Source organism: Bacillus sp. CH_48, from assembly GCF_038008465.1.
GTDB lineage: Bacteria > Bacillota > Bacilli > Bacillales > Bacillaceae_G > Bacillus_A > Bacillus_A thuringiensis_S.
Genome location: NZ_JBBOZF010000001.1, coordinates 1,891,543 through 1,904,558, shown reverse-complemented (window position 1 = coordinate 1,904,558; position 13,016 = coordinate 1,891,543). Strand labels below are relative to the sequence as shown.

Sequence of the window (13,016 nt, the reverse complement as noted above, 5' to 3'; positions counted from 1 at the left end):
AATTATTTAATAATTGTTTTACCTGTCATTTCTTTCGGTTGTTCCACATTTAAAAGTGTAAGCATTGTTGGAGCGATATCTCCTAAAATACCACCTTCACGAAGCTCTACATCATTTTTTGTAACGATGAAAGGAACCGGGTTAGTTGTATGAGCTGTCATCGGCTCGCCATCAGCAGTTAACTCCTGATCGGCATTACCATGGTCAGCAGTAATAAGTGCTACACCATCTTTTGCAAGAATCGCTTCTACAACTTTTCCTAAACATTCGTCAGTTGCTTCTACTGCTTTAATTGTTGGTTCCATCATCCCAGAATGGCCAACCATATCACAGTTTGCAAAGTTAAGAATGATAACATCATGTTTATCATTTTCGATTTCATTTACTAAAGCGTCCGTTACTTCGTAAATGCTCATTTCAGGTTTCAAGTCATACGTTGCAACCTTCGGTGAGTTAATTAAGATACGCTCTTCTCCTGGGAATTCAGCCTCACGACCACCGCTAAAGAAGAATGTAACGTGCGGATACTTTTCGGTTTCCGCGATGCGAAGTTGCTTTAATCCCGCTTGCGCAACAACTTCACCTAAAGTGTTATCAAGGTTCATTGGCTTGAATGCCACGTAACCATTCACAGTTTCACTGAAGTGTGTCATACATACGAATTCTGGAATGTGAGGTACTTTTTCACCACGATCGAACTCACGGAAGTCTTCGTTTGTAAATACACGAGCAATTTGAATTGCACGGTCTGGACGGAAGTTATAGAAGATAACTGCATCATCATCATTGATTGTTGCAACTGGCGTGTTATCTTCGTTAACAATTACAGACGGCAATACGAATTCATCATAGATACCGTTCGCATAAGAGTCTTCTACACACTCTTCTGCTGATTTATAAGTAGGGCCTTCACCATTCACCATAGCACTGTAACATTTTTCTACGCGATCCCAACGCTTGTCACGGTCCATGGAGTAATAACGACCAGAGATAGTCGCGAATTGTCCTACTCCTGTTTCTTTAATTACTTCATTTGCTGCATCGATATAACCTTTTGCTGTTTGTGGTCCAACATCGCGGCCGTCTAAGAACGCATGGATATAAACTTTCTCCACACCTTCTTTTGCTGCTAAGCGAAGAAGAGCAAACATATGGTTCATGTGACTGTGCACACCACCATCAGAAAGTAAACCGAATAAATGAAGAGCAGTACCTTTTTCTTTTACGCTTTTAATTGCATTTTGGAATGTTTCGTTCTGATCGAACTCACCTTCACGAATTGCAACGTTTACGCGTGTTAAGCTTTGATATACTATGCGGCCAGCACCAATATTTAAGTGACCAACCTCAGAGTTACCCATTTGACCTTCTGGAAGACCTACTTCCTCACCACAAGCTGTAAGCGTTGTATGAGGGAATTTGTTCCAGTAACCATCAAAATTAGGTTTCTTAGCTTGTGCTACAGCATTCCCGTGAGTTTCTTCACGAAGTCCGAAACCGTCAAGGATGATTAAAGCTGTTGGCTTTCTCATTTTACCGCCCCCAGAAGACCTAAGAACGAAGCAGGCTCTAAGCTAGCACCGCCAACTAAAGCGCCGTCGATGTCAGATTGTGCCATATACTCTTTAATGTTTTCTGGTTTTACGCTACCGCCGTATTGAATACGAACAGCTTCTGCAGCTTCTGGAGAAACAGCTTCTGCAACAACTTTACGGATGTGCGCACATACTTCATTTGCATCTGCAGAAGAAGAAGATTTACCTGTACCGATAGCCCAGATAGGCTCATAAGCGATAACAGTTGCTTTAACTTGCTCTTCTGTTAAACCTGCAAGTGCTTTTGTCACTTGACCTGCTACTAGATCAAATGTTTTTCCGCTTTCGCGCTCTTCTAAAGTCTCACCACAACATACGATTGGTGTTAAACCATGTTCAAATGCTGCTAGAGTCTTTTTGTTTACTGATTCGTCTGTTTCAGCAAACATTTCACGACGCTCAGAGTGGCCAAGTACTACGTAGCCTACTTTTAAGTCGCTAAGTGCTACTGGGCTAATTTCGCCAGTGAATGCACCATTTTTTTCGAAGTGCATGTTTTGTGCACCTACTTGTAAATCAGTTCCTTCAGTTGCTGCTACAAGGCGCTCTAAGAATAGAGCTGGAGAGCAAACTACTGCATCAACAGCTGAAGCTGCTGGGATTTGACCTTTAACTTCCTCTACGAAGCTAACTGCTTCAGATAGAGTTTTATTCATTTTCCAGTTACCTGCGATAATTGGTTTACGCATGCTTTGCACCGTCCTTTTTCTTTGGCTGCTACTTATTTGTCGTTAAGACAAACTACACCTGGAAGCTCTTTACCTTCCATGAATTCTAATGACGCACCGCCGCCAGTAGAAATGTGGCTCATTTTATCAGCCATACCGAATTTTTCAACAGCTGCTGCAGAGTCACCACCGCCGATAACAGAGTATGTATCTTCTGCATCTGCTAATGCTTGTCCTACTGCTTTTGTACCTTCTGCGAATGGAGTCATTTCGAATACACCCATTGGTCCATTCCATACAACAAGCTTAGAGTTTTTAATTACATCTGCATAAATTTCACGTGTTTTAGGACCGATGTCTACGCCTTCCCAGTTAGAAGGGATAGAGTCGATACCAACGATTTGAGTTGTTGCAGTTTCAGAGAATTCCTCAGTGATTACAACATCAACTGGCATGTAGAAGTTTACGCCTTTTTCTTTTGCAAGTTGCATAAATTCTTTAGCTAGTTCAATCTTGTCGTCTTCACATAGAGATAGACCAATTTCATGACCTAAAGCTTTAACGAACGTGTAAGCAAGTCCGCCACCGATGATTAAGTTATCTACTTTGTCTAATAGATGACGAATTACACCGATTTTATCTTTTACTTTCGCACCACCAATAATAGCTGTAAATGGACGTTCTGGGTTAGAAAGTGCTTTACCTAATACATCTAACTCTTTTTCCATTAATAGACCAGATACTGCTGGTAGGTAGTCTGCGATACCTGCTGTAGAAGCGTGAGCACGGTGAGCTGCACCGAATGCATCGTTTACGAAGATGTCAGCAAGTGCTGCAAATTCTTTCGCAAGTTCTGCATCGTTCTTTTCTTCGCCCGCATAGAAACGTACGTTTTCAAGAACTAATACGTCGCCTTCGTTCATTGCTGCAACCATTTCTTGTGCAACTGGTCCGAATGCTTCGTCTGCTTTTTTAACATCTTTACCAAGAAGCTCACCTAAACGTGCTGCTACTGGAGTAAGACGTAATTCTTCTACCGCTTGACCTTTTGGACGGCCTAAGTGGCTTGCTAAAATAACTTTCGCACCTTGCTCTACTAAATATTGAATTGTAGGAAGAGCTGCACGGATACGAGTTTCATCTGTAATTTTGCCTTCTTTCATAGGTACGTTGAAATCAACGCGGCAAAATACACGCTTACCTTTTAAATCTACGTCACGAATTGATTTTTTGTTCATTGGATTTCCCTCCGACTACTAGTTAGGATTGACAAAACCCATTCAAAAGCTTAACACATTTGCTTTTAAAACGAAAGAAGAGAGAGGGAACAAACCCTCTCCCTCGTTTTGTCATTGATTGCTTATATAATTAAGAATTAAAGACCTTTAGAAGTCATGTAAGCTGCTAAGTCTACTACGCGGTTAGAGTAACCAGTTTCGTTATCGTACCAAGAAAGTACTTTAACCATGTTACCTTCCATTACCATTGTAGATAATGCATCGATTGTAGAAGAAGCTGTACATCCGTTATAGTCGATAGATACTAATGGCTCTTCGCTGTATCCAAGGATACCTTTTAATTCGCCTTCAGCTGCCGCTTTGAATGCTGCGTTTACATCTTCAACTGTTACTTCTTTGTCAAGTTCAACAACTAAGTCAACAAGAGAAACGTTAGCAGTTGGAACACGTACAGCGCCACCGTTTAATTTACCTTTAAGTTCTGGTAATACTAATGCTACAGCTTTAGCTGCACCAGTAGATGTTGGGATCATGTTTTCAGCTGCTGCACGAGCACGACGTAAATCTTTGTGTGGTAAGTCTAAGATTTGTTGGTCGTTAGTGTAAGAGTGAATTGTTGTCATCATTCCGCGTTTTACGCCGAATTTTTCGTTTAATACTTTAGCGAATGGAGCTAGACAGTTTGTAGTACAAGAAGCGTTAGATACTACGTTGTGGTTAGCTGCATCGTATTGTTCGTGGTTAACACCCATAACTACAGTGATATCTTCGTCAGAAGCTGGAGCTGAGATGATAACTTTCTTAACTGATCCACCTAAGTGTTTTTCAGCGTCTGATTTTTTAGTGAAACGGCCAGTAGATTCTACTACTACTTCTACTCCGTAGTCGCTCCATGGTAATTGAGCTGGGTCACGCTCAGCGATAACTTTAATTTCTTTACCGTTAACAACGATGCTGTTTTCGTTAGCAGATACTTCTGCGTTTAAAGTTCCGTGAACTGTGTCATATTTTAAAAGGTGAGCTAATGTTTTAGCATCTGTTAAGTCGTTGATTGCTACTACTTCTACCTCAGAGTTGTTAAGAGCTGCGCGGAATACGTTACGTCCGATACGTCCAAATCCATTAATACCAATTTTAGTCATTTGAATTTCCTCCTTGGGGGATTATATTAAAGGGTAAAACCCTTTGTTAACTGTTTTGCTGCACCTTCATCTGTAATTAGAATTGAAGTGTGCCCTTGTTTAATTACAGCCTGTATTGCTTTTGCCTTTGAAGAACCTCCAGCGACTGCAACAACGTGAGATACATTTTGTAAATCCTCTAATTGCATACCAACTGTTCTTACTTTATGAACAACATTTCCTTCTTCATTAAAGTAGTAACCGAAAGCTTCACCAACTGCTTCGCTTGCTTGAATCTTTAACCAATCTGCTTCCGAAGTACTTCTGCGACGTGCCATTGTTAACGCATCACCTATTCCATGAATGACGATATTGGAAGATCGAATCAACTCAAGAACTTCTTTCACGGAAGGCTCTGTCACAATAGACGCATATGCTTCGCTACTAACATGGTCTGGAACATACAATAAGCGATAATTACTCATCGTATTTTGCGCCATCTTGGCACAAATGGTATTGGCTTCTAATTCAACACCTTCTCCGATTCCACCACGTGCTGGGACAAATAGCATATGTAAATCTTTACAATCAAGTTGCATCATGTCCGCAGCAGCAGCTAGCGTAGTTCCTCCAGCCACAGCAACGATATTATTCGCTGTCAGACGGTCTTTTATACAAGTCACACAAGCACGGCCCATCTCCAGTTTGACCCAAGGTGATTCATCACTATCACCAGGGACAACGAAAACTTCATCCAAGTCTAATGTTTCCTTAAGTTGCTTTTCTAAAACCTTTAACCCGGAAATTTCTTTCATAAAGTCTTCCAAAGCAAGAACTAAAGCTGTTCCTTCTTCTGTCAAAGTCATTCCAGAAGAAGCGACGTGAACTAAGTTTTGTTCTTTCAAAACTTGAACTTCACTTCGCAATACTCGTTCTGTCATACCGAGGCTTGCTGATAAGTTTCTTCTTCCAATCGGCTGCATGAGCCTAATGTATTGAAGAATTTGCATTCTCGTTTGCATAACAGGTAGCAGATCAGGTAATAATTTTTTTGTGTTCTGAATCCATGAGCGCATATCTTTTCTCCTCACTACATTGGTTCATTTTTCCTCGGTGGTCACTTTACGTCCCGTAGTGACATTTTGTGTCCCACATAGGTTAAAAAAATAATCCCTGCTACGTGTATTATTGTAACAGGAGATAGAAACTTATTCAACTCTTAACTGCATTCTTTATATAGTTTATTATGACACCTTTGTGAATGTTACCATATTCTACTTGTTTTCCGTCTATTTCTACAACCGGAATCATTAAATGATATTTTTCTAAAAGGTCATTATCTTCATATATATCTATTTCCTCGATTTGAAAAGAATATTCACATTGTACTTCCTGCAAAACTTGTTTCGCCTGCACGCAAAGACCACAATTCTTTTTTGTATACAGCACAACTTTCATCTTCTTCACCTATCCGATTGTTTTTCGCAATGACGAAGCTGGGATATGCATTTGTTCTCTATACTTCGCCACCGTTCTTCGAGAAATAACAATTTCATGCTCTTCTTCTAATAATTTTGAAATCTTTTGATCTGAGAGTGGCTTTTTCTTATTCTCTGCTTCCACAAGCGTTTGAATAAACTGTTTCACTCGCTTCGTTGAAACTGCCTCATCCTCTGTCGTCGAAACTGCATTACTAAAGAACGATTTCATCTCAAATAAACCGTGTGGCGTTTGCACATACTTATTTCTTGTTGCACGACTAATCGTAGACTCATGCACACTTAGCTCTTCCGCCACCTCTTTTAAAGCAAGCGGCTTCAAATACGCTGGACCTTCCCAAAAGAAATCACGTTGTTTTTCCATAATAATCGTCATCACTTGCAGAAGTGTTTGTTTTCTCTGTTTCAAACTGCGCATAATCCATTGCACATGCTGATACTTTTCTGAAACGTAAGATGCTACTTCACTTTCACTATTATTAAGAAGCGCACTGTACTCAGAGTGAATTTCAATTCTCGGCATATTTCTCTCATTCATCTGTAAAACGAGGCGATCGCCTTCTTTTTTCACTGCCATGTCAGGCACAATATACAGTGGTTTATCCGAAGAATACGCAAGGCCCGGTTTCGGCTGCAATGATGTAATACAGTTCACCGCCGATTGTAATTCTTCATTACTACACTTCAGCACATGAACGAGCTTTCGCCAATCCTTCTTCACGAAATAAGCAAAGTGCTCCTCTACAATATCTTCCGCTAATCCATCCCTTCTTTGTAAGCGCTTCAATTGTAAGGTTAAACATTCCTGAATATTACGCGCCCCTACCCCTGCTGGCTCCAGTGATTGGACAAGCTCTACAGAGCGGTCAACTACATGAATATGCGCAGAAAGGAGCTCTGCTAACTCTTCATTCGTTTCTTGTAAATACCCGTTTCCATCCATGTTCATAATAATGAAAGAAGCCACTTTCCGCTCTTCTTCATCTATTTTATAATACTGTATTTGATTTAATAAGTGTTGCTGAATCGTTGTAGAATCCACACTGTAGATTTCCATCTGATTCTCGACTTGTTTGCTGGTACTTTTACTGTTGTTAGAGCTCTTTTTCTTCTCCCTCTCAAAACCACCTAACTCAATAAGGGGATTCTCTAACGATTGCTCATACAAAAACTCCGATAATTCTTGTACATTATACTGAAGCATTGTAATCGCTTGCCTTAACTCTTGTGTCATTGCCAAACGTAAGCTTTGTTCTTGTAAAAGACTTGCCTTCAAACTAATCTCCCCCTTGTTTCTATTGTACAATAAGTTTGGTAAAAGGAGAATCCTCACGCAGACGCCCATTCCAAAATATTATTAATTTATATGTATTAATGATATTTACAACTTACAACCGAAATTTGAATAATATTGAAAGAAAATAATAAGTTATAAAAATTATTATCAAGTACTAATAGTAAATCTTATTATCAGATATAACAAGAGGGAAATAAAAAAAGTCCTAACCTACAAAACGTAAGTTAGGACTTTTTGACGCGCCCAGAGGGATTCGAACCCCCGGCAGACGTGGTACCGGAAACCACCCGTTAATTTTCACGTGAAACATCAGTAAAAACAAGGTATTTCCTTATATATAATGTAGAAATAATCTTTTTAGACATGAACATACAACGTTATGTATGCTTGTATCTTTCGATTATAAAGGCTTACGTACCTTTTTACAATAGCGAGTACACGTTTCCTCGTCATTGTCTCATTTTCACCTGATAGATTAATTTTGTTTGAATACCAAAATACTCCACATTTTTTTTAGTTATCTATCGTCCGTTCTAAGCGTTTTAGTAGATTTACAATACAAATGCATTAACAAAAATAAAAACGACGCATACAAGACAATCTGATGCGTCATTTTCACGTTATATGATTATTGAGTCAGCCAATCCTTGTACGCTGCCAACGCAAGGACTCTGTCTTCGTCATTTTCTGCATTCAGCACTTGCAAAGCCAACAGGTCTTCTTGCGTCACCTTCGGCACACTCATTTCCTTGTCTAGTTCCATACTTACAAATTCTTGTCTCGTATTAAACACACCTGATACGCCTTCTACAAGTTCTGTTAATAATGAAGCGTCGTTTATCTCAAACATAGTTATCATTGTGTGGATTCCTTTTAAATCGACTACATATGTAGGTCTTGCCCCAAACGATAACATGCGTTTATTTTCTCCTGAAATATGCGGGGCGATGTTACACGCCTTCCCCGACACTTCTAATAGGTCTATAACATCTTGTAAACAGTACCAACTTGTATCTTCTACAAGTGCCACACGTACCCAATTTGATATTTTACCGTGAAATACAAAGATGCTTTCTTTTCTGTCTACCTTGTGTAATTTTTGAATTGTCATGATGAATTACTACCTCCGAATGTTTTTGTTTTTTCGGGGTCTATTCGTACGCGATCTTTCATCTTGTGACAGGTAATTTAAAATTAATCTTCATTAATCTTCTCAAAGGCGTTGTTTTTTCTTGTTGTAATTGTATTTTGCGGTTGCAGATCGCGGGGACGGATTCCCGCCTTCGGCTGAAATTTGAAATATGTATTGTCGGAATACCCTACACGGCAAAACTAAGGGGGCGTCACCCATCTACCGGGGTCTCTGCCTTTATTCGATTAAATCTATATGTATATTTTGTATGGAATGGCTTCTTCAGGAAGATTTGTAGATGAAGAAGTAATGAAAGAAGAATTGAATATTAATAATCAAAATGAATGAATTCAAACAAAACAAATGTTGAAAGGTTTCGAATGAAGATTCAATCCAAATAAAAAATTATTAAATTAATATGAATGAATGATAAGTATGTAACTATTGTTGTTCCATAATCAATACATATCAATCGTATGTAATAGTATTCGTTGGTAGTAGTTGCGAGGTAGGTACACGGGATACGATGACCACAATAATATGCGATCTATCCAACGTCTTGCCGTATTGCTTACGCTTTAATGGATAGTAATAGATAGGTAATGGAATACATGTGTAACCGTCCAGTATCCGCCGTGCCGTGCCACGTCTTCGCCCACAATAAATGGCATGGCTACAAACAACGTACCGCATGTTAAATGAAGTCCCGCCACTTGAAGTGTACTGCCCTTTAATTTACATAGCCGGTTCCTTTAAGGAATCCCCCTTTTAATCCTTGCGTCCTCACCTTCAGCTTGCGAAGACATTGCAAAGACAGTACGGGGACATAATGTCCGCCCCTTTTATTTCAATAATAGATATCCCGAATATTACGTATTGGATAAATGGACGAAACGAATAAATAACAGAACATTCAGTTTATTCATTTTGTAGCGAAGAAGCTAGGAATTCACCCTTCAAAAACGTTGATTTAACGCTAATGTATAAAATAGTGCATAATAAAAAACTAATAGGTAAATAAGAATCCATTGATACAAGTACATTTATCCGTAATTTAGTTTACATAACAAATGTTATAGGTAGTCATTTTGAATACGTCATTCAATCATATGCAAATTGCACTTGCAAGGATTCCCGATACCGTTCACACTTTCCTTTATTCCTGCCATTCACGATTGCCTACAAATCCAGTAATGGTGCGGATTCCTTGAAGGATTCTTCCCAAATATCAAAATGAAATCTGTTACGTGTTTATCACGGATTATGCGGATTCGCAACGTCCATTTTAACGTGACTACCGTCCCCGTAGCGACGCCCAAATTATTGCTATATATAAGAAGTTTATATAAACAAAAAAAGAGAGGAACAACCGCTATACGCCGTCATTCCCCGTGTGTGTATCTTATTAAATTAAGCCAGCTTTTTCAGCTTGTTCCAAGTGGGATAAACGTTCTAGTTTTGCTTCTTGTTGTTGCTTGCGTTCATATTCTTCTTGGGCCGCTGCTTGCTTCAATTCCAACTCTGCCAAACGCTTCATTTTCGCTTCAAGTAAATCTTGTTGTTGTCGTTCTTCACGTCGTGACGTACTGTCGCCATAGGCTTGACGCATATTAAGAAATGGATTCCCAAAACTTAGGGCCGCTTCTTCTGCCTGTTGCTTTTTGCGGGCTTCTAGTTGTTGTACCGCCGTTATTTTTTCTTCGTCGGTAAGTCCTTTGTTATAACCAATTGATAATAATTCGATTGCTGATAATCTGTTATTCATAGTTTTGCTTCCCCCTGATTAATATGCTTTTCGCATGTAGTTTTGTTCAAATTGTCTAGTCGGATAAGGTAATGTACCGTCATTCGCCGTAGCGATCTCTTGCGGTGTAACATATGGAGAATAACGGTTATCGCCATTAGCTACTGGATACGGATAAACGATTGTTGCCGTTACATCTACTGGATTTTGTTCAATGTATTTCATAATTTCATTGTAAGAACTCACATCTGCAAACGTATCGTCCGCTTGTTCCTTTAATGCCATTATCTTCTTCAAATACTCTACTTTCGTACGCATAATCTCATTTGCAAGAACCTCTTGTCGGTCTTTGCCGGACTTCAGAACCGCAAGTCGTTCACGTAGCAAGTCGTCACGCATCGACTTCAATTCAGATAGAAACGCATCATTACGTTGTTTTAATTCCGCATCAACGGTGGATTTCTCCGCTAGTCGTTCATTTAACGTATCTTGAAGACTTGCATTACCTGATACGATTTCACTTTGCAAATAAGCTATTTCACCGTTTAGTTGAATAAGACGAATATGTAGCTTGTTGCGTTCCGCTGCCGTCTTTTGTACGACATGTTCCGCTTGTACCAATACTGGTTTATTAGTTGTTGTCATATTAAGTAGTCCCCCTGTAAATTATTCCCCGTTTAAGATCGCATCAATGTCAGCCAGTAAATCATCTGATACACCGTCTTGTACGATGTTATTGCTAACGTTAACTTGTACGCCCTCTTGGTCTTTGTATTTCCCCGTCGCTTTAAGGTATAACTCGACCCATTTTGGTGACTTCGCTGCCATTGCATTTTTAGCAAGACCCTCCATCACACTCTCATACGCATCTTCCACTAATCGTCTTCGCAATTCTTTCTCCATTTCAATCCACTCTGGACGAGAACGCCAGTAGTAAATCGTGCGTCGGTCAAGTCCCATTTCTTTCGAAATCGCCGTAACACTTTCCCCACTGCGTTGTCTCTCAAACACTTGCGTCAAGAGTTCTAATTGTTGTGGTGTTAATGGTCGTTGCTTAGTCATTAACAACGCCCCCCTTTGTATTCTACAAATTCGTTTATTACATAAATCTCTTCAACGGAATAACCAAGCCCCGCCAAGCCTTTCCACAGGCGTACGTTCATTAAGTCCGTAATTGGTGCATGACCGCTTTCTAATTTCTTTAATGCTGAATGATGGATAAACATTCTGTCAGCAAGTTGAGAAGCCGTGACACCTTTGATTTTTCGTAGGATACCGATTGTAGTGTGATTCAACGTAACTGGTATTTTCAATTCTTTTTGTTCCATATGATGTAACCCCCATTTTTATATGTTTGTATCTGAATTTGATTTTCAAATAGAAAAAGAAGACGAACCTGACTCCTACATCAAGTTCGTCTATTTTTAGGAAGAATTTGTTGGCAATAGCGATAACTCTATCTGAAATGATTGTTGAAGAAGTAGTGTAAGACTTCCTCATACTTAAGACAGGCTGAACGGTCTTTTAACAAGAGATTTTTGAAACTTTTTATATTATTTGTGAAATTAATTTTAGGCATGAAAAAAGCCCCCCACGATTAACAAGATCGCGAGGGGAAAGGGGAAGGGAGAACTACCTGATTTGCAACAAAGCGGAAAGACAACTCTTAGTATTTTATTTTTGTAGTAGTTTGTTGGAAATAAGATAATTAATCTTTTTCTTCTAAACAAACAAGGGCGATAGCCCCAATGAGACCTTTAGGTCGAATTGTATCTTTTATCTTTAATAACGGTTTATCGTAAGATAGACAAACTTATTCATTAAAGAAAAAATTATAAGCTAAAGCTTAATGCTAAAGCATTTTGTTTTTAATAACGTTTATTTATTTTCGTTTATTTATAACGTTTAACTCTCTCTATATAGTAGTCCCGTCTATCAGCCTTTTTAACAAGAAAAGAAATGTTACAATTATGTTAAGTTTTTTTATACGCTTTCATTGTTGTTATATCAACGTTTAAAACTACATTCAAAAAACACGTTGTTCTTGTGAGATTTTTCGTCATTTTTCAGATTCTCAAGTAACCATAATTTAATAATCCCACACCCTTGGTCATGCTTAAAACTTGTGATTAACGGTATATCAAGGGTTTCCACCCTCTTCCCACTAGCTATCAAACACATATGCTGAAATCGTGTGCTTATTAATTAAAACGGGGGATTTCCATATATCCTGAAGTGATTTCTAGATATCTTTACTGGTACTGTTGTCCTTGATCGCGTTTATATTAGAATGAACCCCATTTAACATTCTTCAAAAATATTTCATTAAAATGTCTCAAAGTTTAAGTTATTAGATAACATATATAATATACAACTACTGTTCTTTTGTGCGTGATGCTGGAGAAATATACTACTCCAGTAAATAAAGTTTCATGACAAAAAATAGTGTTCACTTTTATTACAATAAGGTTAAATTCGTTGACAACTTTTTTGAAAAGCACTTTATTGACAGGGTGTTTCCTTATGTTGTTTCATAGAAATTGTATTACAAAGAAACAAGACATTATGTCGAAAAACAAAAGTTAAAAAAAGAAAGAATTTATACATATATCTTGTGTCTTATTTTGAAACGTAATACAATATTTAGGGTAAACAACCTATAGTTAACAAGACATGTAACAACTTATCTTAATCTAAGCTACTAGTAAATTAATATGCCGGA

The 13,016-nt window shown here is 38.6% G+C and carries 12 protein-coding genes; all 12 read right to left on the bottom strand.

The annotated features are described in order from the left end of the window. Positions 1-2: 2 nt before the first annotated feature. Positions 3-1,532 (bottom strand): 2,3-bisphosphoglycerate-independent phosphoglycerate mutase, encoded by a 1,530-nt coding sequence (gene gpmI / locus N2V92_RS09345; protein WP_001231141.1) that lies wholly within the window; start codon positions 1,530-1,532, stop codon positions 3-5. Next, the gene (gene tpiA / locus N2V92_RS09340) at positions 1,529-2,284 is read right to left on the bottom strand and encodes a triose-phosphate isomerase (RefSeq protein ID WP_001231042.1); all 756 of its coding nucleotides are present in this window, start codon (positions 2,282-2,284) and stop codon (positions 1,529-1,531) included. Before tpiA ends, gpmI begins: the two co-directional genes overlap by 4 nt. Positions 2,285-2,316: 32 nt before the next feature. Continuing rightward, on the bottom strand, positions 2,317-3,501 hold the full coding sequence (locus tag N2V92_RS09335) for a phosphoglycerate kinase (protein WP_001036332.1): 1,185 nt from the start codon (positions 3,499-3,501) through the stop codon (positions 2,317-2,319). A 137-nt stretch (positions 3,502-3,638) separates the two neighbouring features. Further along, positions 3,639-4,643 (bottom strand): type I glyceraldehyde-3-phosphate dehydrogenase, encoded by a 1,005-nt coding sequence (gene gap / locus N2V92_RS09330; RefSeq protein ID WP_000161234.1) that lies wholly within the window; start codon positions 4,641-4,643, stop codon positions 3,639-3,641. 26 nt (positions 4,644-4,669) lie between these two features. Then, positions 4,670-5,698 (bottom strand): gapA transcriptional regulator CggR, encoded by a 1,029-nt coding sequence (gene cggR, locus N2V92_RS09325; protein WP_001258185.1) that lies wholly within the window; start codon positions 5,696-5,698, stop codon positions 4,670-4,672. 136 nt (positions 5,699-5,834) lie between these two features. After that, positions 5,835-6,080: a glutaredoxin family protein gene (locus N2V92_RS09320; protein WP_000869737.1), complete on the bottom strand. Its 246-nt coding sequence runs from the start codon at positions 6,078-6,080 to the stop codon at positions 5,835-5,837. Between the two features lie 9 nt (positions 6,081-6,089). Next, positions 6,090-7,397: an RNA polymerase factor sigma-54 gene (rpoN, locus tag N2V92_RS09315; RefSeq protein WP_000647951.1), complete on the bottom strand. Its 1,308-nt coding sequence runs from the start codon at positions 7,395-7,397 to the stop codon at positions 6,090-6,092. Between the two features lie 649 nt (positions 7,398-8,046). Beyond that, a complete protein-coding gene (locus tag N2V92_RS09310; protein ID WP_044798180.1) occupies positions 8,047-8,529 on the bottom strand; it encodes a hypothetical protein in 483 nt (160 codons plus the stop codon). 1,426 nt (positions 8,530-9,955) lie between these two features. Continuing rightward, the gene (locus tag N2V92_RS09305) at positions 9,956-10,315 is read right to left on the bottom strand and encodes a hypothetical protein (RefSeq protein WP_044798181.1); all 360 of its coding nucleotides are present in this window, start codon (positions 10,313-10,315) and stop codon (positions 9,956-9,958) included. Positions 10,316-10,333: 18 nt separating this feature from the next. Beyond that, positions 10,334-10,939, bottom strand: coding sequence for a hypothetical protein (locus tag N2V92_RS09300; protein WP_044798182.1), 606 nt, complete (start codon positions 10,937-10,939; stop codon positions 10,334-10,336). Between the two features lie 21 nt (positions 10,940-10,960). After that, positions 10,961-11,356 carry a phBC6A51 family helix-turn-helix protein gene (locus N2V92_RS09295; RefSeq protein WP_044798184.1) on the bottom strand — a complete coding sequence of 132 codons (396 nt, stop codon included), beginning with the start codon at positions 11,354-11,356 and terminating at the stop codon, positions 10,961-10,963. Further along, complete coding sequence (locus N2V92_RS09290) at positions 11,356-11,622, bottom strand: helix-turn-helix domain-containing protein (RefSeq protein ID WP_044798185.1); 267 nt, start codon at positions 11,620-11,622, stop codon at positions 11,356-11,358. The genes N2V92_RS09295 and N2V92_RS09290 overlap by 1 nt, the downstream gene beginning before the upstream one ends. Between the last annotated feature and the right edge of the window lie 1,394 nt (positions 11,623-13,016).

Bases quoted from the DNA above. Each gene is read 5' to 3' on its own strand.
- N2V92_RS09295 (WP_044798184.1), bottom strand. From the start codon at position 11,356: ATGACTAAGCAACGACCATTAACACCACAACAATTAGAACTCTTGACG.
- cggR (WP_001258185.1), bottom strand. From the start codon at position 5,698: ATGCGCTCATGGATTCAGAACACAAAAAAATTATTACCTGATCTGCTA.
- N2V92_RS09320 (WP_000869737.1), bottom strand. From the start codon at position 6,080: ATGAAAGTTGTGCTGTATACAAAAAAGAATTGTGGTCTTTGCGTGCAG.
- N2V92_RS09290 (WP_044798185.1), bottom strand. From the start codon at position 11,622: ATGGAACAAAAAGAATTGAAAATACCAGTTACGTTGAATCACACTACA.
- gpmI (WP_001231141.1), bottom strand. From the start codon at position 1,532: ATGAGAAAGCCAACAGCTTTAATCATCCTTGACGGTTTCGGACTTCGT.
- N2V92_RS09300 (WP_044798182.1), bottom strand. From the start codon at position 10,939: ATGACAACAACTAATAAACCAGTATTGGTACAAGCGGAACATGTCGTA.
- N2V92_RS09305 (WP_044798181.1), bottom strand. From the start codon at position 10,315: ATGAATAACAGATTATCAGCAATCGAATTATTATCAATTGGTTATAAC.
- N2V92_RS09310 (WP_044798180.1), bottom strand. From the start codon at position 8,529: ATGACAATTCAAAAATTACACAAGGTAGACAGAAAAGAAAGCATCTTT.
- gap (WP_000161234.1), bottom strand. From the start codon at position 4,643: ATGACTAAAATTGGTATTAATGGATTTGGACGTATCGGACGTAACGTA.
- N2V92_RS09335 (WP_001036332.1), bottom strand. From the start codon at position 3,501: ATGAACAAAAAATCAATTCGTGACGTAGATTTAAAAGGTAAGCGTGTA.
- tpiA (WP_001231042.1), bottom strand. From the start codon at position 2,284: ATGCGTAAACCAATTATCGCAGGTAACTGGAAAATGAATAAAACTCTA.